Here is a 17,097-nt window from a genome sequence, read left to right as displayed (position 1 = left end):
TCCCGGCCGAGCATCAGGAAGCGAACATGACGAGCTACATCTATCCGAAGTTCGGCTATCGGCGTTCCCAGGAGCAGGCCGAGGGGATCGTGAAGCGGCATCCGATCGTGGTGGTCGGCGCAGGTCCCATCGGCCTCACCGCGGCGCTCGACTGCGCGGCACGCGGCCAGCCGGTCGTGGTGCTCGACGACAACGACACCGTCTCGATCGGCTCGCGCGCGGTCTGCTATGCCAAGCGTCCGCTCGAAATATGGGACCGCCTCGGTTGCGCGGCGCCCATGGTCGAGCGCGGCGTCAGCTGGAATGTCGGCAAGGTGTTCTTCCGGGACCAGATGTCCTACCAGTTCGATCTGCTGCCCGAGGCCGATCATCAATGGCCGGCCATGATCAATCTGCAGCAATATCATCTGGAAGAGATGCTGGTGGCCAGATGCCGGGCCAATCCGCTGATCGAGCTGCGCTGGAAGCACCGTCTCCTCAGCCTCAAGCAGGCCGCCGACCATGCCACGCTGGCGGTGGAAACGCCCGACGGCATCTTCCCCATGGAGGCGCAATGGGTGATCGCCTGCGATGGGGCCAACTCCGACGTGCGCAAGATGGTGGGCGCCGAGTTCACGGGGCAGTTCTTCCAGGACCGCTTCCTGATCGCCGACGTCGCCATGAAGGCGGACTTCCCGACCGAGCGCTGGTTCTGGTTCGATCCGCCGTTCCATCCCGGTCAGTCGGTGCTGCTGCACCGGCAGGCGGGCAACATCTGGCGCATCGACTTTCAGCTCGGCTGGGACGCCAATCCCGAGGAGGAGAAGAGGCCGGAGCGGGTGATCCCGCGCATCCGCGCCATGCTCGGCGAGGATACCGAGTTTGCGCTCGAATGGGTCTCGATCTATCAGTTCGCCTGCCGGCGCATCGACAACTTCCGGCAAGGTCGGGTGCTGTTCGCCGGGGATGCCGCACATCAGGTCTCGCCGTTCGGTGCCCGCGGTGCCAATACCGGCGTTCAGGACATCGACAATCTCGCCTGGAAGCTCGCGATGGTGCTGCGTGGCGATGCCTCGGAAGCGCTGCTCGACAGCTATCACGAGGAGCGTGCCTACGCCGCGGACGACAACATCCTGAATTCGACGCGGGCCACCGACTTCATCACGCCGAAGACGAAGCCGAGCCGCTACTTCCGCGACGCGGTGCTGGAGCTCGCCCGGCATCACGGCTTTGCGCGACCGCTGGTCAACAGCGGCCGGCTCTCGACGCCGACCCCTTACGTGACGTCGGCGCTCAACACGCCCGACCATGATGCGATGATGGTCGGCATGCGACCCGGCACGAATGCGGCCGATGCGCCGATTGCGGTGGATGGCAAGCCGGGCTGGTTCCTGCACTGTCTCGGCGATGGCTTCACGGTCGTGGCCTTCGGCAAGGTGAGCGACAAGACCGAGATCGCGGTGGGGCCGTTCGCGGCCAAGCTCCTTCTCGTCGGTCGCGACATCGAGGATCCCACCGGTGTCCTTGCGCAGCGCTACGGCGCCTCGCCCGGGACCACCTATCTGTTCCGCCCCGATCAATACGTTGCGGCGCGGTGGAGCGGATTCGACGAGGCCAAGATCACCGAGGCGGTGCTGCGCGCCTCTGGCCACGACACCGCCGACCGGACGGAGCTTGCGGCATGATGCTCTATTTGTCGCCGAACATCGCCGATCCCGACGATTTCTACGCCGAGCTGATCAACAGCCAGCGCGACCTCGACGAGGAGCAGGCGCTGCGCATGAACGCCCGGCTGATCCTGCTGCTCGCCAATCACATCGGCGACCGCAAGGTGCTGACGGAGGCGATCGGCTGCGCCCGCGGCGGTGGCGGCTAGCGCACGGGAATCTCGGCCTCATCGGCGAGGGCGGCCGCGCCAGGCCTGCAGCGTCGGCGGAGGTCCCGATTGCGTGATCCCACCGCTTTCACTTGGCTTCTCTTGACTTGGCTCAAGGTAAATTCGGCAAAGTTCGACACCCTCGTTGCGCCCACACCAGGGCCGGAGGAAGCGCCATGCTAGGTCGAACCGTTGCTGCAGCGTTGCTGCTCGCCGTCCTGGGCCAGCCAGCTCTGGCTCAATCGTCGGCGGACCATCAGAACCATCATCCCGGACAGGAGCAATCGCCGGCGTCGCCGCAGCCGCAGTTGCAGCCGCAGACGAGTTCTCCAGCGAACCCATCCGCCGAGCGGCAAAGCCCGGCGCGCGGTGGAGACATGATGGGAATGATGGGGCGCGGAATGAAGGGGCAGGGAATGAAGGGCGACGGCGCGACAGGCGGTGACGCCATGGCGCCGCCGGTCGCCTTCCGCATGATCTTCGCGCTGATGGACGCCGATGGCGACGGGACCGTCTCGTTATCAGAGTTTCAGGTCGCGCATGAGCGAATTTTCAGGGCCATGGATCGCGACAAGGACGGCAAGCTCACTCCGGACGAGAGGAACAAGAGCGCCGTCCCGCAGCAATAGCGATCGGAACCCAAAGGGCGGCGCGCCAAGCCATGTTGTTTGCAAGTCATGTCGTTTGATCGGGTTTTGCGATGGGCCCTGGTTGCGATCGCAATCGCAGGATTGACTGCGGGGACACTCGCGCGAGCCGCGGGCCGGCCTGATCTCGCCGATGCCGCGTGGGCGCTCGGCACGGCACCTGTGATTGCGGGATTGGCGGTCTCGATCGTCCAGGACCTCTTGAGAGGCCGCGTCGGCGTGGACGCGATCGCACTGCTGTCGATGAGTGCGGCGTTGGCACTCGGGCAGCCGCTCGCAGGCGCCGTGGTCGCGCTGATGTATTCCGGCGGCAACGTGCTGGAGGAGATCGCGGTCGCGCGGGCCGAGCACGATCTGCGATCCCTGGTCGATCGGGCGCCGCGGCAGGTCCATCGCAAGTCCGGCGAGCGGATCGAGGATGTTCCGATCGGGGACGTCGCGGTCGGCGAAGAGCTGCTGGTCAAGGCCGGCGAGATCGTGCCGGTCGACGGTGTCGTTGCGTCGGCCTTCGCAGCGATCGACGAGTCCGCGGTGACCGGCGAGCCGATTCCGGTGGAGAAGAGCCGCGGAAGCGCCGTTCTGTCCGGCTCGCTGAACGCGGGCGAGACCTTCCAATTGACCGTGACCGCGGCCGCCAGCGAGAGCACCTATGCGGGCATCGTGCGCATGGTGACTGCGGCGCAAACGGCGAGAGCTCCCTTCGTGCGTCTGGCGGATCGCTACGCGCTGATCTTTCTTCCGGTGACGCTCGTCATCGCCTTTGCCGCGTGGCGCATCTCCGGCGACGTGACCCGCAGCCTTGCCGTGCTGGTGGCGGCGACGCCGTGCCCCTTGATTCTGGCCGCACCTGTCGCCTTCATCGCCGGGGTGGCGCGAGCGGCCCGCCGCGGCATCCTGGTCAAGGGCGGCAAGGCGCTGGAGGCGTTGGCCCGTGCGCACACGGTGCTGTTCGACAAGACCGGCACCCTGACGGTGGGCGGAGCGCGATTGCTGTCCGTGGAAGTTGCGCCGGGCGAGGATCCGGACGAGGTCCTCATGCTCGGGGCGTCGCTCGAGCAGGCTTCGCATCACGTGCTTGCGAAGGCCGTCGTCGCTGCGGCCCTCGCCCAGGGGCTCAAGCTGAAACCGCCGGAACACGTCAAGGAGACCATGGGCTCCGGCCTCAGCGGCCTGATCGACGGACGCCAGGTCATGGCGGGCTCGCGAGAGATGGTTCTTTCGCGTGCCGAGCCCTCGCCATGGGAGTTGCGGGCGATTCGACGCGCTTCGTGGCGTTCGGCGCTGATCGTCTTCGTCGCGGTGGACGGCCGTCTCATCGGCGCGTTGTTGCTGGCAGACGAATTGCGGGCCGATACCCCGCGCGCGATCCGGCTGCTGCGCGATGCCGGCATTGCGCGCATGGTGATGGTCACGGGTGATCGCGCCGCCGCGGCGCAGGCCATCGGAGCGGCGCTGGATCTCGATGCCGTGCTGGCCGATCGCGTTCCCTTGGACAAGGTCGAAGCGGTGCGGAGCGAACAGCGGCTGCATCCGACCATCATGGTCGGCGACGGCATCAACGACGCCCCCGCGCTGGCCGTGGCTGACACGGGGATCGCGCTCGGTGCGCGCGGTGCAAGCGCATCCTCCGAGGCGGCGGATGTGGTGATTCTCACCGATCGGCTCGATCGGGTCGGCGAAGCGATCATCATCGCCCAGCGCGCGCGGCGCATTGCCCTGCAAAGCATCTTCGTCGGGATGGGGTTGTCACTGGCGGCAATGGCGGCTGCCAGCCTTGGCTGGCTCGATCCCGTACCCGCCGCGATCGTTCAGGAGGTGATCGATGTTGCCGTGATCCTGAACGCATTGCGAGCGCTGAACCCGCCCCACGCCAGGAGCGGTCCGCGCCTCACCGCGGAGCAGGGGCTGACGTTGCATCATGATCATCAGGCCCTGCTCAGGGATCTCGACCGCCTCCGCCATATCGTCGATGCGCTGGACGATACGGAGCCCGAATCCGCCGCCGACCTGATTGGTGAAGCCGACCGGCTGGTTCAGGCCAGCGTCGTGATGCACGAACGCGAGGACGAGGACAGCGTCTATCCGAAGCTCACGGAGGTGCTGCGCGACCGGCACGGGCTCTCCGCCATGAGCCGCGCGCATCGCGAGATACTGCATCTTGCGCGGCTGCTCGCGCGGATCGCGGAGGATCTGCCGTCAGAGAAGATCGACCGCTACCTCGTTCGGGACGCTCAGCGCGTGATCGAGGCGATCGAAACGCTGGTGCGCATGCACACGGCCCAGGAGGAAGATATCTACGAGGCCGTTGCCGCATAGGGTGAATCCATGCCGCGCGCTGGCGCCCGGCGATTGCCGCATCACCAGACCGACGCGCCCGCGTCGATGAGTCCGCGCAGCTCACGAGCGGACTTGAGTCAGCTCAATGCAGCGTGGGGCGATCGGTTCTAGCTGACGGCGCAAGGCCGCGAGGGAAGCATGCAGAAACTCAAACGGGTATTGTGGGGCACTCTGGCGGTTCTCGTCCTGCTGTGGCTGTTCGCGGAGCCCAGGCCATTTGGGCCGGGTTCCTTCTTCCCACTTCGCGAGAGGATGGTGCAGCTGAGCGGCGTCCTGGCAATCGTTTGCATGAGCATGGCGATGATCCTCGCGCTACGACCACGTTGGCCCGAGGCGTGGCTCGGCGGCCTCGACAAGATGTACCGCCTGCACAAATGGCTCGGCATCGCAGCCCTGGTGACTGCCATTATCCATTGGCTCTGGGCCAACGCCCCGAAATGGGCGGTGGGTTGGGGCTTGCTGACCCGACCACAGCGTGGCGAAAAGCCCGCCATCGAAAATCCGATCGAGGCCTTCTTCGGCAGCCTTCGTGAGCCGGCGGAAGGGCTGGGGGAGTGGGCCTTCTACGGCGCTGTCGTTCTGATGGCTTTGGCGCTCATTCAAATGTTCCCCTATCGGCTGTTCTACAAGACGCATCGGCTCCTCGCCGTCGCCTACCTGGTTCTGGTCTTTCATGCGGTCACGCTGATGAAGTTCAGCTACTGGATGTCGCCGGTCGGTTGGGTCGTGGGGGCGCTGCTTGCCTTCGGGACATGGGCGGCCGCGGTGACGCTGTTGCGGCGGATTGGGGCTCGGCGCCAGGTCCAGGGCACGATCACCTCGCTCAAATATTATCCCGGCGTCAGGACGATCGAGACCGAGATCGAGGTGCCCCATGGCTGGCCGGGGCATCGGCCGGGCCAGTTCGCCTTCGCCACGTCCGACGTCTCGGAGGGCGCGCATCCCTACACCATCGCCTCCGGCTGGAACGCCGCAGATCCCCGGATCATCTTCATTACCAAGGAACTTGGGGACCACACCAGCCGGCTGCGGGAGAACCTCCGTGTCGGGCAGAAGGTGAAGGTGGAAGGGCCCTATGGCTGCTTCACGTTCGATGACGATTGTGCGCATCAGATCTGGATCGGCGGCGGTATCGGCATCACGCCCTTCGTGGCCCGCATGAAACAGGCGGCCATGAAGGATGTTCCTGGTTGCTCGGTCGCGCAGACCGTTGACCTCTTTCACACCACCGCAGACGTGGACGAGGAAGCCCTCGGCAAGCTTGCGGCAGATGCGCGCTCGGCAGATGTTCGTCTCCACGTTCTCATCGACGCCCGCGACGGACGACTGACCGGCGAACGCATTCGCGAAGCCGTCCCGCAATGGCGCCAGGCGAGCATCTGGTTCTGTGGTCCGGCGGCTTTTGGCGAAGCGCTCAGGCGCGACTTCGGCGCGCGCGGCTTCCCCGTCGAGCAACGGTTTCACCAGGAGCTGTTCGCGATGCGATGATGAAAGCCGCATGTGCATGCGGCTTCCCAACTTGCCCTGGCGGCCAGTCCCTGTAATCTGCAACAAATAACAGGGAAGGGTTCGATGGGAGGAGTTTTGGAGGGCGTGCGTGTGCTCGATTTCGGGCGCTATATCGCAGGTCCCTATTGTGCGACCTTGCTGGCCGAATTCGGCGCCGAGGTCATTCGCGTCGAGAAGCGTGACGGCAGCGAGGATCGCTTCGTGGCGCCGGTCGGCGAGAATGGCGAGGGCGCGCTGTTTCTCCAGGTCAACCGCAACAAGAAATGCGTCACGCTCGATCCGATGAAGCCCGAGGGGCAGGAGGTGATGCGCCGCCTGATCGCGACCGCGGACGTCGTGGTCGCCAATCTGCCGCCGCAGACTCTGCGCGCGATGAAGCTCGACTACGAGTCCCTGAAGGCGATCAAGCCGGACATCATCCTGACGACGGCAACCGCGTTCGGCGGGCCGGGACCCTGGTCCGACCGTGTCGGCTTCGACGGTGTCGGACAGGTGATGTCGGGATCGGTCTACATGACGGGTGCGGGCGATCCGCCCTATCGCGCTGCGGTGAACTGGGTGGATTTCGGCACCGCGCTGCATTGCGCGTTCGGCACGCTCGCAGCGCTGATCGAGCGCGGCAAATCCGGGCGCGGGCAGATCGTCGAGGGCGCGTTGCTCGCAACCGCCTTGTCCTTCACCAATGCGACGCTGATCGAGCAGGCCGTCATCAACGTCAACCGCGTCCCGACCGGCAATCTCGGCCAGACAGCAGCGCCCGCCGACATCTACCGCACCAGGGACGGCTGGGTGCTGTGCCAGGTCACGGGACATCCGCTGTTCAAGCGCTGGGCAAGGCTGATGGGCGAGGAGAATCTGTGGCTGAAGGATCCGCGTTTTGCCGACGACATCAGCCGCGGCAACAACGGCGCCGTCATCAGCGAGCGGATGGCGCGCTGGTGCGCCGAGCGCACGACGCAAGAGGCGGTCGATACGCTGGGCCAGGCCATGATTCCGACCGGGCCGGTGCTTTCACCGCAACAGGCGCTGGATCATCCGCACATCCGCGCCACCGGCTTCATGCAGGACGTCGACTATCCCGGCCTGCCCAAGCCCGCACCGGTGACGCGTGCCGCGGTCCGTCTCTCGGAAACGCCGGGCGAGATCGCGCATCGCGCGCCGACGCTCGGCGAGCACACCGATCTCGTGCTCGGTGAGCTCGGCTATGGCGAGGCCGAGATCGCGGCGCTTCGGCAAGGCGGGATCATCTAAAGCATGATCCGGAAAAGTGCGAAGCGGTTTTCCGGAAAGATCATGCGCAAACAGCAACCTAAAGCGCGATGACGATTCATCCCGATCTCATCGCGCTTTAGTTCGACGCCAGCGCGGCCTTCGCCACTTCGGCCATCCAGCCCGCCGCCACGGGCAGGATCGCATCGTTGAAATCGTAGCGCGGACCGTGCAGCTCGGCGCCGTCGCGCAAGGGTCCGTTGCCGATCCAGACAAAGGCGCCCGGCCGCTGCTGCAGGTAATGGGCAAAATCCTCGCCCGCCATGCTGGGCGCGAGGTCGCGGCGCACGGGCGCCTGCACCTTCTCGGCGGCGATGCGCGCGAGGCCAGCCTCATCAGGCGTGTTGACCACGACGCCGACGCCCCAGACGATCTCGGGCGTCACCTTGACGCCGAAGCTGGTCGCAATCCCGGCGCAGCTCCGTTCGATGCCGTCGAGGATGACGTCCTTCACCGCCTCGCGGTGGTAACGCAGCGTGCCGCGGATGGTCACGCGTCCGGCGATCTGGTTCGGCGCGGTGCCGCCTTCGATGGTGCAGAGCGAGAGCACGGCAGTGTCGAGCGGATCGACACTGCGCGCGACCACCGATTGCAGGGCCACGATCAGATGGCCGGCCGCCACCACCGGATCGCGCGTCAGATGCGGCATGCCGGCGTGGCCGGCATGGCCCTCGATGGTGATGGTGATGCGCCCGCCGGAGGCCATGACGACACCGTCGTGCACGGCAACGCTACCGGCGGCAAGGCCCGGCCAATTGTGGAAGCCGAACACGCGCTCCATCGGAAAGCGGTCGAACAGCCCGGCCGCGACCATCGCGCGCGAGCCACCAAAGCCTTCCTCGGCCGGCTGGAAGATGAAATCGACCGTGCCGCTCCAGCTGGTGTCGGCCGCGAGCAGCGCGGCGGCGCCGAGCAGCGATGCGGTGTGCCCGTCATGGCCGCAGGCGTGCATCACGCCCGATGTCCTGGAGGCGTAGGGCAGGCCGGTGTCCTCGGTGATCGGCAGCGCGTCCATGTCGGCGCGCAGGCCGACCCGCCTTTGCGCGTGCCCGCGGGTCAAGGTCGCGACGATGCCGTGGCCGCCGATGCCGGCCTCGAAGGGAATGCCGAGCTCGGTGAGCTTGTCCTGCACGAAGGCCGCGGTCTCCTTCTCCTGGAGCGACAGCTCCGGGTGGGCGTGAAGGTGTTGGCGCCACGCGGTCAGTTTCTGATGCAGCTCGGGTGTCAAGGCGGCGGTCTCTCGCAAAATGTCGGTGGCCGCCACCATAGCGGATTATCCGCGGCCCGCATCCCGCGTTGGGGAATGGCTCGCGTGCAGCCGCATCGTCATGGCCGGGCTTGACGCCGTGCTCTAAGGCGCCAGCGTCGCCAGCCCCTTCCAGTCGAAGCTGATCCCATGCCCGGGGCGGTCCGGCGCCAGCGCCTTGCCGTCCTCGAGCACCAGCGGATGCTCGATGTACTTGTCGAGGCCGAATCCGTGCGCTTCGAGATAGGAGCGGTTCGGGCAGGCGGCGAGTAGGTGCACGGTGATGTCGTGCGCGCCGTGGCTGGTAACGGGCAGGTTGAAGGCCTCCGCCAGCCGCGCGATCTTCATGAAGGCGGAAACGCCGCCGCAATTGGTGACGTCGGGCTCGGGATAGGACACCGCGCCGCTCGTGATGTAGTTCTTGAACTCCCACAGCGAGCGCAGATTCTCGCCCGCCGCGATCGGCACGCCGCCGGCCTGCATGATGCGCGCATGACCCGCGACGTCGTCGGGAATGATCGGCTCTTCCAGCCAGGTCAGGTCGTAGGGCACGAACGCCCGGGCCGCACGGATGGCCTCCTCGACGGTCCATTTCATGTTGGCGTCCACCATCAGCGGAAAGCCGTCGCCGAGATGCTGTCGCATCGCGGAGACCTTGGCGACGTCGGATTTCAGGTCGGGCCGGCCGACCTTCATCTTGATGGCGCGAAAGCCCTTGGCGAGATTGCCGTCGGTCTGCGCGAGCAGCGCATCCACGGACAGATCGAGGTCGATGCCGCCAGCATAGCACGGCACGTGCGCATCGAAGCCGCCGAGCAATCGATACAGCGGCAGCTTGGCGCGCCGCGCCTTCAAATCCCACAGCGCGATGTCGAGCGCCGAAAGCGCCAGCACCACCGGCCCGCCGCGCCCGCCATAATGCAGCGCCCACCAGACATGCTGCCAGATCGCCTCGGTATCGTCGGCTTCACGGCCTTCGATCAGTGCCGGGATCTCGCGCTTGAGGATATCCGCCGTCGCCCCGCCATTGCGCCCGACCGTGTAGGTGTAGCCCACACCCTCCGCGCCGTCGGCATCGCGGATGCGGCAGGTGATCAGCTCGAACGCCGTGATCTCGCCATGGGTGGAGTCGGAGAGCGTGACGGGAAGGGGGATCCGGTAGAGGGCGGATTCGACGTTTGCGATGCGCGGCATGGTGCCTCCCTGTTTCTTCCTTGCTTCGTAGGGTGGGTTAGCCGAGCATATGCGCAGAGCGCATGTGCTCGGTGAAGCCCACCACTTCCCTCGGTGCGGAAAGCAAAGGTGGGTTACGCCTTCGGCTAACCCACCCTACGCGCTTTTTGCTTGTGGTTCGTAGGATGGGTAGAGCGCAGCGAAACCCATCATCAACGTCGCAAGGCGCGATGGGTTTCGCTTGCGCTCTACCCATCCTACGATTTCACCGCTTGTGGGCGATATAACTGATGGTGATCGAGGCACGCCGTGGCGGCGTCCGCCACACCGACATCCCGAGCGTGTCGGCGCCGACGCGCCAGCTCGCGCGAAGAAGGTTGTCGTCGCTGGACGGCTTGTCGGTCCGCTCACGGGCCTTCAATGATGTTTCGATCAGCCCGGGCAACGCGTCGGCGGAGACGCCGACGGCCGACACGGTGCAGCTCACGCTCACGCCATCGTCAGGCCCTGTGAAATAGGCAGACATGCTGCCGAGCCTCTCGCCCCGCCTGATCAGCTGCGCCGTGTAGAGAATGTCGATGCTGGCCCGCCGCTCCATCTCGGCCGTGATCGGGCCGCCGTCACTGACGAAACCCAGTCCCGTTGCGATGCGTTCGACCTGGCTCGGCCGCGCCGGTTTCGGCGCGCAGACCTTCGCGAAGAGATCGACCAGCAGCGCAGTGTTGTCCTCTTCCGCGCCAGCCACGCCCGCAAGCGCCAGCAGCGCAAGTCCTGCGAGCGGCAGCCGGCCCACGACCATCACCGCATCGTCGCGACGTGCAGCGCCAGCGCACAGGCGCGGTCGTATTCGTCGAGGTTGATCCATTCGTCGACCGTGTGCGCCTCGTTCTGGCCGGCGCCGAAGGTCACGGTCGGAATGCCGTGACGGACCATCCAGTTGGCGTCGAGGCCGCCATTGGCGGTGCGGACGTTCGGCGTGCCGCCGACCGCGGACACGGCCTCGACCGCGCGCTTGATCACGGGCTGGCTGTCCTTCATGCGGAACGGATAATAGTCGGTCTCGGCCTTGAACTTGACCTTGCCGGACTTTCCTTGCGCGTTCGTCACCTTCTTGGCCGCCTTCTCGAACGCGGCCTTGTAGGCCTTGGTGATCTCCTTGAAGAATTTGCCGTCATGGCTGCGGCATTCGCCGCGGACATGGACGTAGTCGGTGACGACGTTGGTGGCATCGCCCGCCGGCCGGCCTTCGCCGCCGGTGACGGGGCCGACATTGCTGGTGCCCATCCGCGCGCTCGCGCCCTTGCCCTTCACCACCTTGCCGAACCAGCCGCCGGCCTTCACGTCGGCTAAAGCCAGCGCCATGATCATGGTCGAGGAGATGCCGCGCTCCGGCGCGACGCCGGCATGCGAGGCGCGGCCGAAGATCTCGACGGTCCAGCGGTCGGCGCCGACGGCGCCGATGACGACGTTGGAGGCGGAGCCGCCGTCATAGTTGAAGGCCATCACGGGCGAGCCGAGCTCGTCCAGCTTGACGTGGCGCGCGCCATAGAGCCCGCTCTCCTCGCGCACGCAGAACAGCAGCGTGATCGGCGGATGATCGAGCTTCTGCTTTTCGAGCTCGGCCGCCAGCGTCACCAGCACGCCGCAGCCGCAGCGGTTGTCGCCGCCGAGCGCGGTCCTGGCCTCGTTGACGATCTTGCGGCCCGATTTTTTCGGCTTGGCACCGGCGCAGAGCGGCACCGTGTCCATGTGGGTCATGAACATGATGCGCGGCTGGTTGTGCAGCGCGCCGCGGCCGGGGAGGTCGACGATGAGGTTGCCGGTCTCGGTCGGCACGGGAATGCGGGTGTTGGCATCGTCGAGGCGGATCGCCTTGGCCGGCACGCCGGCCTCCTTCAGCGCGGCCGTGAGCTCACGCCCGATCGCTGCCTCCTGTCCGGTCACGCCCTCGACGGCGAGGAAGCGCATGAGACGGTCGGTGGCGGCTTTGGTGTCGACAGGCATGAGTTCATTCCCTTGATGCGCGATGCGAGTCAGCATCCCCCGCAGCACGCGGTTGTGCAAGGCGGCCTCGATGCATGAAGTCTGGCGCTGCCTTGCCAGGTGCGCATGGTCCCGGAAGGAGCCTCGACCACGCCTCGGGCCGGGCGAGCGATCGACCGGCGCGGGCATCGCCTCGCGCGCATAATGTGTCCGGATGTTGCTGTCCGGTGACAGCTTTGGCCGTGATTCGCCTCTAGCCTAGGGTGTTTTCTGGCGCCGCGGCACGCCGAGACCTTGCCGAAACATATTGGGGGCAATGATGCGGATCGCGGCCGTTGCGGGAAGTGCCTTATTGTTCGGTGTCGGCGCGGCGAATGCCGCGGATATGGCGGTCAAGGCGAGACCGATGCCGGTCGCCGCGCAGATTTTCAGCTGGACCGGCTTTTATGTCGGCGCCAATGTCGGCGGCGCCTGGACGCCCAGCAGCGGCAGCAGCGATGGCGGAGCGCTGTTTCCTGCTTTCGGCGTGCCGCCGCCGGTCGCGGCAGTGCTGACGATTGTTCCCGGACAGACTGGCACCCTTGCCGGCGGCGGCAGCCACAGCGGTGTCATCGGGGGCGGCCAGATCGGCTACAATTGGCAGGTCCAGCAGTTCGTGCTCGGCGTCGAAGCCGACGCGGTTGGCACCGGCTTGAACGGCAGCAGCGGCAGCGCTTCGCGCACCTTCGGTGCCCCGACGTTTGCACCGGCGGTGACGCAGACGGTAACCGTCGATTTCGGTCATATCGACTGGATGGCCACCTTCCGCGGTCGCGCCGGCGTCACGGTGGACCGAGCGCTATTCTACGTCACCGGCGGCGCCGCCGTCGCCGAGATCGGCGGTTCCAGGACCACCGTCGTTAACGGGCCGGGCATTGGCATCCCGGCGGGAACGTTCACGGCAACGAACGGTGGCTCGACCACGCGCTGGGGCTGGACCGTCGGCGGAGGCATCGAATGGGCGTTCAACCCGAACTGGAGCCTGGCCGGCGAATATCGCTACACCGACTTCGGTAGCCGCAGCGCCACCTTCACCGTTCCCGATGGGCTTGGCGGCGTGTTTGCGACGGGGACGGCAAGCTCGCGGCTGACCGTCCAGCAGGCGACCCTCAGGGTCAATTATCGCTTCGGCGGGCCGGTGGTCGCGAAATACTGAGCTCGGGCTCCACGACAGCCGCGAAGCGTGGGGACGGCGTGAGCGAAGTGCTCAGCTCGCCCCGCGCAGCGGCGATGTATAGGCCAGGAAGACCAGCACGCCGAATGCCAGCATCGCTGCCATGAACAGCAGCACCGCCGGCAGCCCGGCGAAGGCGGCCACTGCGCCGGTGACCGACTGCATGAGGGCGGTGCCGAGGAAAAAGGCGAGGTTCACCGCGGCCAGCGCCTTGCCCGCGGTTTGCGCGTCCACCAATTGCCGGCACATGCCGAACAGCAGCGGCTGTGCGGAGGTCGCAAGCCCGATCAGCACGAACAGCGCGAGATCATATCGCGGCGGCATGACCGGCACGCCAAACAGCCAGGCAACCGCGAAATGCGGTGCGCCCAGCGCCATCAGCGCAACCAGCACGGCCGCGACTGCATGCGTGCCGGCGACGAGGTCGCGACGGCGGCCGACCTTGCGGTCGACCATGCCCATCAGCAGCGGGCCCGCGATCATCGCCAGCGTGTAGGCGCCGAGCTGATTGCCGGCCTCGACCCGCGACAGGCCCTTGATCTCCATCAGCCATGGCCCGCCCCACAGCCCGCGCAGCACCAGCGAGGTCGCCAGCGACACCATCGCGAGCGCAATCAGTCCGCGCAAGGGACGCGACAGGCCGAGCCTGAGCACCTCGATCATCTGCGACAGCGGCGAGGAATCGTCCTTGTGCTCGGCCGGCTGGTTCGGCACCAGCACGAACACCGCCAGCGCCACCGCGACGCCGCCGAGCGCCGAGATCCAGAACCCCGCGCGCCAGCCATATTGATCGACCACGAAGGCAAGCGGGCTCGCCGACAGCAGCATGCCGATATTGCCGATCGAGAGGATCGCGCCGGACCACAGGCCGAAGCGGCCTGCCGACAATTGCTTGGCGGCGAGCGTCATCGGGCACATCAGCATGCCCGAGGTGGCAATGCCCAGCAGCAACTGGCCGAAAGCAAAGCTCGAGGCCCCCGTGGCAAAGCCCGACGCGATCGCGCCGACCACGGTTCCCGCAAGCAGGCTCAGCGACACCGGCCGCACGCCGAAGCGATCCATCGCCGCGCCGACCGGGATCTGCGACGCGGCAAAGGCGAAATGATAGACCGAAGTGAGGCTCGCCAGCGCCTGCGGCTCGAGTTGGAAGTCCGCGGCCATGAGGTCGAGGCTGATTGCGGGAATGGTGCGCAACAGGGTGGAGAGCATGTGGCCGCAGGCGAGCGCGACGAGCGCAAAGATCAGTGCGCGGGTCGCGGTGCCCGCGTCGTCGTCGGCAGTGGTCTTCATGAGCGTCCGTCCCGGCAACTTTCGTGTCGCGTTACACGATCGAAGCGATCGTGCCAATGCGCCGAAAGGCATGGCGGCATGATCGGGCCTGGTGCGATGACATCACGGGATAGTTCCGGCCGGGGCGAGCATTCAGGCGTCCCGCTTCAACTCTCCCAGCAGCTTCGCCGCCTCGCCGAGCAGCTCCCGGATCGCACGTCGCTCGGCGATCCGCGCTTGCGTGAAGGCGCCGTGCTTGCGCGCGTTGCGGTTTCCCCATGGCGCGCCCGATCCGGGCGCGCCGCCGTGCATGCGGCAGCGGAGCCTGCCGCACATCGCCGGTGCGCGGCAGGCGAGTCCGCTGCGGGTGGCGGCGCCGCAGCGCGGGCTCGCCGCCATCGCGCGCGTGTTGCGGATGTGACCGGCGCTCACACGGTGGCGCCTTGCATGGCTGCGGTCGGTTCCGCCTCCGTTGTCGCGCCCGGCTCGGCAGCGATCAGATGCGCGTGCTGCGCGACATTCCCAACGATCGCGCTGCCGCCGTCCTGCACCGACAGGTTCTGCACCGTGATCGGGCGCTCGCCATTGCCGCGGTGGCGGTTGAGGGCTTCCATCTGCGCCGCGAAGGTGCGGGCCAGCCGGGTCAATGTGCGCGAGATGCCCTCCTGCTGCGGGATGCCTTCGGCGAAGGCGAGGCGGGATGCGGAGCGCATTGTGGCGACGTGAACGGACACCATCTGCGCCGTCAACATCACCTCGATCGAATCCCTGGGCGCGATGCCCTTCACCATCGAGATCATGAAGGCGAGATTGTCCTCGTCGGGCTTCTGCAGGATCACGCTGGCTTTCATCAACTGCTTGAGGATGCCGTGCAGCGCGTCGCGGTCGACGGCGCCGAGCGCCTCGCCCATCAACCGTTCGCCGGCTTGCGCGTCGGAATGCTGGATCACGATGTCTTGCCGATTGAGCTTGATCCGTGGGCTCGGCCGGCTGCTGCCATACCTGGCGGCGGGCGTCGTGCTGTTGCGTGTCAGGGCTGTCGTCATGTCGATGTCTCCTTGGGCCTACGATAGGCGCGAATCGGCCTCGCGCGCGCGAGGCCGATTCCTGCACTGCCGTGCGGCGGTTGCGATTTTCGGATGTCGATGAGAGGCTTGTACGCGATTGAACGAAGCGCTTGTGGCCGGTCAGGCCGGGCTGCTTACGGTTGTCGCGATGATGTAACTATACCCCTGTTTTGCCCGACGACACAAAAACGATTTCGTAAAATCCGAGTCTTTCGCCCCCAGCGTAAGTCCTTGTTTCGACAAGGGCCGTCTACTGTGCATGGGGTTGTTTTCGCATTTTTTGTTTGGAAACTGTTGCGGACCTGCCGTGCGGCGGAATGCCGGCGCCCAAACGCGATTGCGAAATCCGGCGTGACCGCTATTCATGAACGCGGATGCATCGCACCAACAAACATGCACAAGCGGCGCCGCGAGGTCTGGGAGAGAACCAATGCAACGAACCGCCCACCTGCTGGCCGTCATCGCCGGATTGTGCGCCGCTGTGCTGTCGACGGGGGCCATGGCGCAGAAATATCCGGTGCGGCCGGTCAAGGTCATGGTCGGGTTCAGCGCCGGCGGTCCGGTCGATGTCGTCGCGCGCATCATCGGCGATCGCCTCAGCAACAAGCTCGGGCAGCCCTTCGTGGTGGAGAACCGCGCCGGCGCCAACGGCATGATCGCCGCCGAAGGCGTCGCGCATGCCGAGGGCGACGGCTACACCATGCTCGCCTGCAACTCCTCCACCATCACGCTCAACAAGACGTTGTTCAAGGATATCCGTTACGATCCGGAAAAGGATTTTGCGCCGCTTACCACCGTCGTCTCGGCGCCGCTGGTGCTGGTGGTCAATCCGGAGAATCCCAAGACCGCCGACATCAAGACCGTCGCCGATCTCGTCGCAGCCGCAAAGGCCGCGCCCGGTGCGCTGGCTTACGGCTCGGGCGGCAACGGCAACCTTGCCCATCTCGCCATGGAGCTGCTCAGCCAGAAGGCCGGCATCAAGCTGATCCACGTGCCTTATCGTGGCGGCTCGGCCTCCGAGGTCGGCATCCTCGCACAGGAGGTGCTGGCGGTGTTCGATCCGCTCTCGGCCGTGCCGCTGGTCAAGGCCGGCAAACTGCGCGCGCTCGCGGTGTCCTCGGCCGAGCGGCTGCCGTCACTGCCCGACGTGCCGACCGTTGCGGAAGCCGGCTATCCCGGCTTCGACATCTCGTTCTGGGTCGGCTTCTTCATGCCGAAATCCACGCCCGCGCCGATCCTTCAGACGCTGCACCAGGAGATCGTCGCGGCTGCCAAGGATCCGGCGGTCGCGGAGAAGCTCGGCTCGCAAGGCGTCGTCAGCGTGCTCAGCCCGGCCGACTACGCCGCCAAGATCGCGAAGGAGACGAAGGACCTCGCCGAGGTCGTCGCGGCCGCGAACATCAAGGCGGAGTAGGCTGAGTGGTTCTGCTGGTCGTAGACGCTGAAGCCTCCACAGCGTCATGTCCGGGGCCTGCCTCTCCGACCTCGTGTTCCCGGCACTCTTCGCGGGCATCGCAGGGTCCGTGCGG

General features: G+C 66.5%; 15 protein-coding genes. 8 read left to right on the top strand and 7 right to left on the bottom strand.

The window, feature by feature from the left end; all coding sequences use genetic code 11:
• Positions 1–26: 26 nt before the first annotated feature.
• From CO669_RS09935 to CO669_RS09910, 6 genes are all read left to right on the top strand, one after another.
• Complete coding sequence (locus CO669_RS09935) at positions 27–1,664, top strand: FAD-dependent oxidoreductase (protein ID WP_097659626.1); 1,638 nt, start codon at positions 27–29, stop codon at positions 1,662–1,664.
• A complete protein-coding gene (locus tag CO669_RS09930; RefSeq protein WP_097659625.1) occupies positions 1,661–1,855 on the top strand; it encodes a DUF2783 domain-containing protein in 195 nt (64 codons plus the stop codon). Before CO669_RS09935 ends, CO669_RS09930 begins: the two co-directional genes overlap by 4 nt.
• A 203-nt stretch (positions 1,856–2,058) precedes the next feature.
• The gene (locus tag CO669_RS09925; protein ID WP_502694463.1) at positions 2,059–2,484 is read left to right on the top strand and encodes an EF-hand domain-containing protein; all 426 of its coding nucleotides are present in this window, start codon (positions 2,059–2,061) and stop codon (positions 2,482–2,484) included.
• Positions 2,485–2,532: 48 nt separating this feature from the next.
• Positions 2,533–4,818, top strand: coding sequence for a heavy metal translocating P-type ATPase (locus tag CO669_RS09920; protein ID WP_097659623.1), 2,286 nt, complete (start codon positions 2,533–2,535; stop codon positions 4,816–4,818).
• 159 nt (positions 4,819–4,977) lie between these two features.
• The gene (locus tag CO669_RS09915; protein WP_097659622.1) at positions 4,978–6,327 is read left to right on the top strand and encodes a ferredoxin reductase family protein; all 1,350 of its coding nucleotides are present in this window, start codon (positions 4,978–4,980) and stop codon (positions 6,325–6,327) included.
• Positions 6,328–6,411: 84 nt separating this feature from the next.
• Positions 6,412–7,599 carry a CaiB/BaiF CoA transferase family protein gene (locus tag CO669_RS09910; RefSeq protein WP_097659621.1) on the top strand — a complete coding sequence of 396 codons (1,188 nt, stop codon included), beginning with the start codon at positions 6,412–6,414 and terminating at the stop codon, positions 7,597–7,599.
• A 97-nt stretch (positions 7,600–7,696) separates the two neighbouring features.
• Here CO669_RS09910 and CO669_RS09905 read toward each other — a convergent pair whose 3' ends face one another.
• The 4 genes from CO669_RS09905 to CO669_RS09890 all read right to left on the bottom strand — a co-directional run bounded on the left by CO669_RS09905 (position 7,697) and on the right by CO669_RS09890 (position 12,040).
• Positions 7,697–8,845 (bottom strand): amidohydrolase, encoded by a 1,149-nt coding sequence (locus CO669_RS09905; protein WP_097659775.1) that lies wholly within the window; start codon positions 8,843–8,845, stop codon positions 7,697–7,699.
• Between the two features lie 123 nt (positions 8,846–8,968).
• On the bottom strand, positions 8,969–10,057 hold the full coding sequence (locus CO669_RS09900; RefSeq protein ID WP_097659620.1) for a mandelate racemase/muconate lactonizing enzyme family protein: 1,089 nt from the start codon (positions 10,055–10,057) through the stop codon (positions 8,969–8,971).
• A gap of 244 nt (positions 10,058–10,301) precedes the next feature.
• Positions 10,302–10,835 carry a hypothetical protein gene (locus CO669_RS09895; protein WP_097659619.1) on the bottom strand — a complete coding sequence of 178 codons (534 nt, stop codon included), beginning with the start codon at positions 10,833–10,835 and terminating at the stop codon, positions 10,302–10,304.
• On the bottom strand, positions 10,835–12,040 hold the full coding sequence (locus CO669_RS09890; RefSeq protein ID WP_097659774.1) for a M20/M25/M40 family metallo-hydrolase: 1,206 nt from the start codon (positions 12,038–12,040) through the stop codon (positions 10,835–10,837). The genes CO669_RS09895 and CO669_RS09890 overlap by 1 nt, the downstream gene beginning before the upstream one ends.
• Positions 12,041–12,335: 295 nt before the next feature.
• On the opposite strand from CO669_RS09890, the gene CO669_RS09885 reads away from it, so the two are divergent.
• The gene (locus CO669_RS09885; RefSeq protein WP_283806779.1) at positions 12,336–13,214 is read left to right on the top strand and encodes an outer membrane protein; all 879 of its coding nucleotides are present in this window, start codon (positions 12,336–12,338) and stop codon (positions 13,212–13,214) included.
• Positions 13,215–13,265: 51 nt separating this feature from the next.
• Here the strand turns inward: CO669_RS09885 and CO669_RS09880 are convergent, their stop codons facing one another.
• The 3 genes from CO669_RS09880 to CO669_RS09870 form a co-directional block, all read right to left on the bottom strand.
• Positions 13,266–14,522, bottom strand: coding sequence for an MFS transporter (locus CO669_RS09880; RefSeq protein WP_097659617.1), 1,257 nt, complete (start codon positions 14,520–14,522; stop codon positions 13,266–13,268).
• A gap of 132 nt (positions 14,523–14,654) precedes the next feature.
• The gene (locus tag CO669_RS09875) at positions 14,655–14,933 is read right to left on the bottom strand and encodes an HGGxSTG domain-containing protein (protein WP_097659616.1); all 279 of its coding nucleotides are present in this window, start codon (positions 14,931–14,933) and stop codon (positions 14,655–14,657) included.
• Positions 14,930–15,547 carry a hypothetical protein gene (locus CO669_RS09870; RefSeq protein ID WP_097659615.1) on the bottom strand — a complete coding sequence of 206 codons (618 nt, stop codon included), beginning with the start codon at positions 15,545–15,547 and terminating at the stop codon, positions 14,930–14,932. The genes CO669_RS09875 and CO669_RS09870 overlap by 4 nt, the downstream gene beginning before the upstream one ends.
• A 451-nt stretch (positions 15,548–15,998) precedes the next feature.
• Here CO669_RS09870 and CO669_RS09865 point away from each other — a divergent pair, with 451 nt between their 5' ends.
• A complete protein-coding gene (locus tag CO669_RS09865; protein ID WP_097659614.1) occupies positions 15,999–16,982 on the top strand; it encodes a Bug family tripartite tricarboxylate transporter substrate binding protein in 984 nt (327 codons plus the stop codon).
• Positions 16,983–17,097: the final 115 nt, after the last annotated feature.

The organism is Bradyrhizobium sp. Y36, from assembly GCF_002531575.1.
Lineage (GTDB): Bacteria > Pseudomonadota > Alphaproteobacteria > Rhizobiales > Xanthobacteraceae > Bradyrhizobium.
Note: the sequence above shows the minus strand (reverse complement) of the source record. Positions and strands in the feature narration are given on the sequence as shown.

What these genes read in the sequence shown, in the direction of transcription:
- CO669_RS09870 (WP_097659615.1), bottom strand. Translation starts at nt 15,547, where the DNA reads ATGACGACAGCCCTGACACGCAACAGCACGACGCCCGCCGCCAGGTAT.
- CO669_RS09910 (WP_097659621.1), top strand. Translation starts at nt 6,412, where the DNA reads ATGGGAGGAGTTTTGGAGGGCGTGCGTGTGCTCGATTTCGGGCGCTAT.
- CO669_RS09935 (WP_097659626.1), top strand. Translation starts at nt 27, where the DNA reads ATGACGAGCTACATCTATCCGAAGTTCGGCTATCGGCGTTCCCAGGAG.
- CO669_RS09885 (WP_283806779.1), top strand. Translation starts at nt 12,336, where the DNA reads ATGATGCGGATCGCGGCCGTTGCGGGAAGTGCCTTATTGTTCGGTGTC.
- CO669_RS09930 (WP_097659625.1), top strand. Translation starts at nt 1,661, where the DNA reads ATGATGCTCTATTTGTCGCCGAACATCGCCGATCCCGACGATTTCTAC.
- CO669_RS09880 (WP_097659617.1), bottom strand. Translation starts at nt 14,522, where the DNA reads ATGAAGACCACTGCCGACGACGACGCGGGCACCGCGACCCGCGCACTG.
- CO669_RS09915 (WP_097659622.1), top strand. Translation starts at nt 4,978, where the DNA reads ATGCAGAAACTCAAACGGGTATTGTGGGGCACTCTGGCGGTTCTCGTC.
- CO669_RS09865 (WP_097659614.1), top strand. Translation starts at nt 15,999, where the DNA reads ATGCAACGAACCGCCCACCTGCTGGCCGTCATCGCCGGATTGTGCGCC.
- CO669_RS09895 (WP_097659619.1), bottom strand. Translation starts at nt 10,835, where the DNA reads ATGGTCGTGGGCCGGCTGCCGCTCGCAGGACTTGCGCTGCTGGCGCTT.
- CO669_RS09920 (WP_097659623.1), top strand. Translation starts at nt 2,533, where the DNA reads ATGTCGTTTGATCGGGTTTTGCGATGGGCCCTGGTTGCGATCGCAATC.
- CO669_RS09890 (WP_097659774.1), bottom strand. Translation starts at nt 12,040, where the DNA reads ATGCCTGTCGACACCAAAGCCGCCACCGACCGTCTCATGCGCTTCCTC.
- CO669_RS09900 (WP_097659620.1), bottom strand. Translation starts at nt 10,057, where the DNA reads ATGCCGCGCATCGCAAACGTCGAATCCGCCCTCTACCGGATCCCCCTT.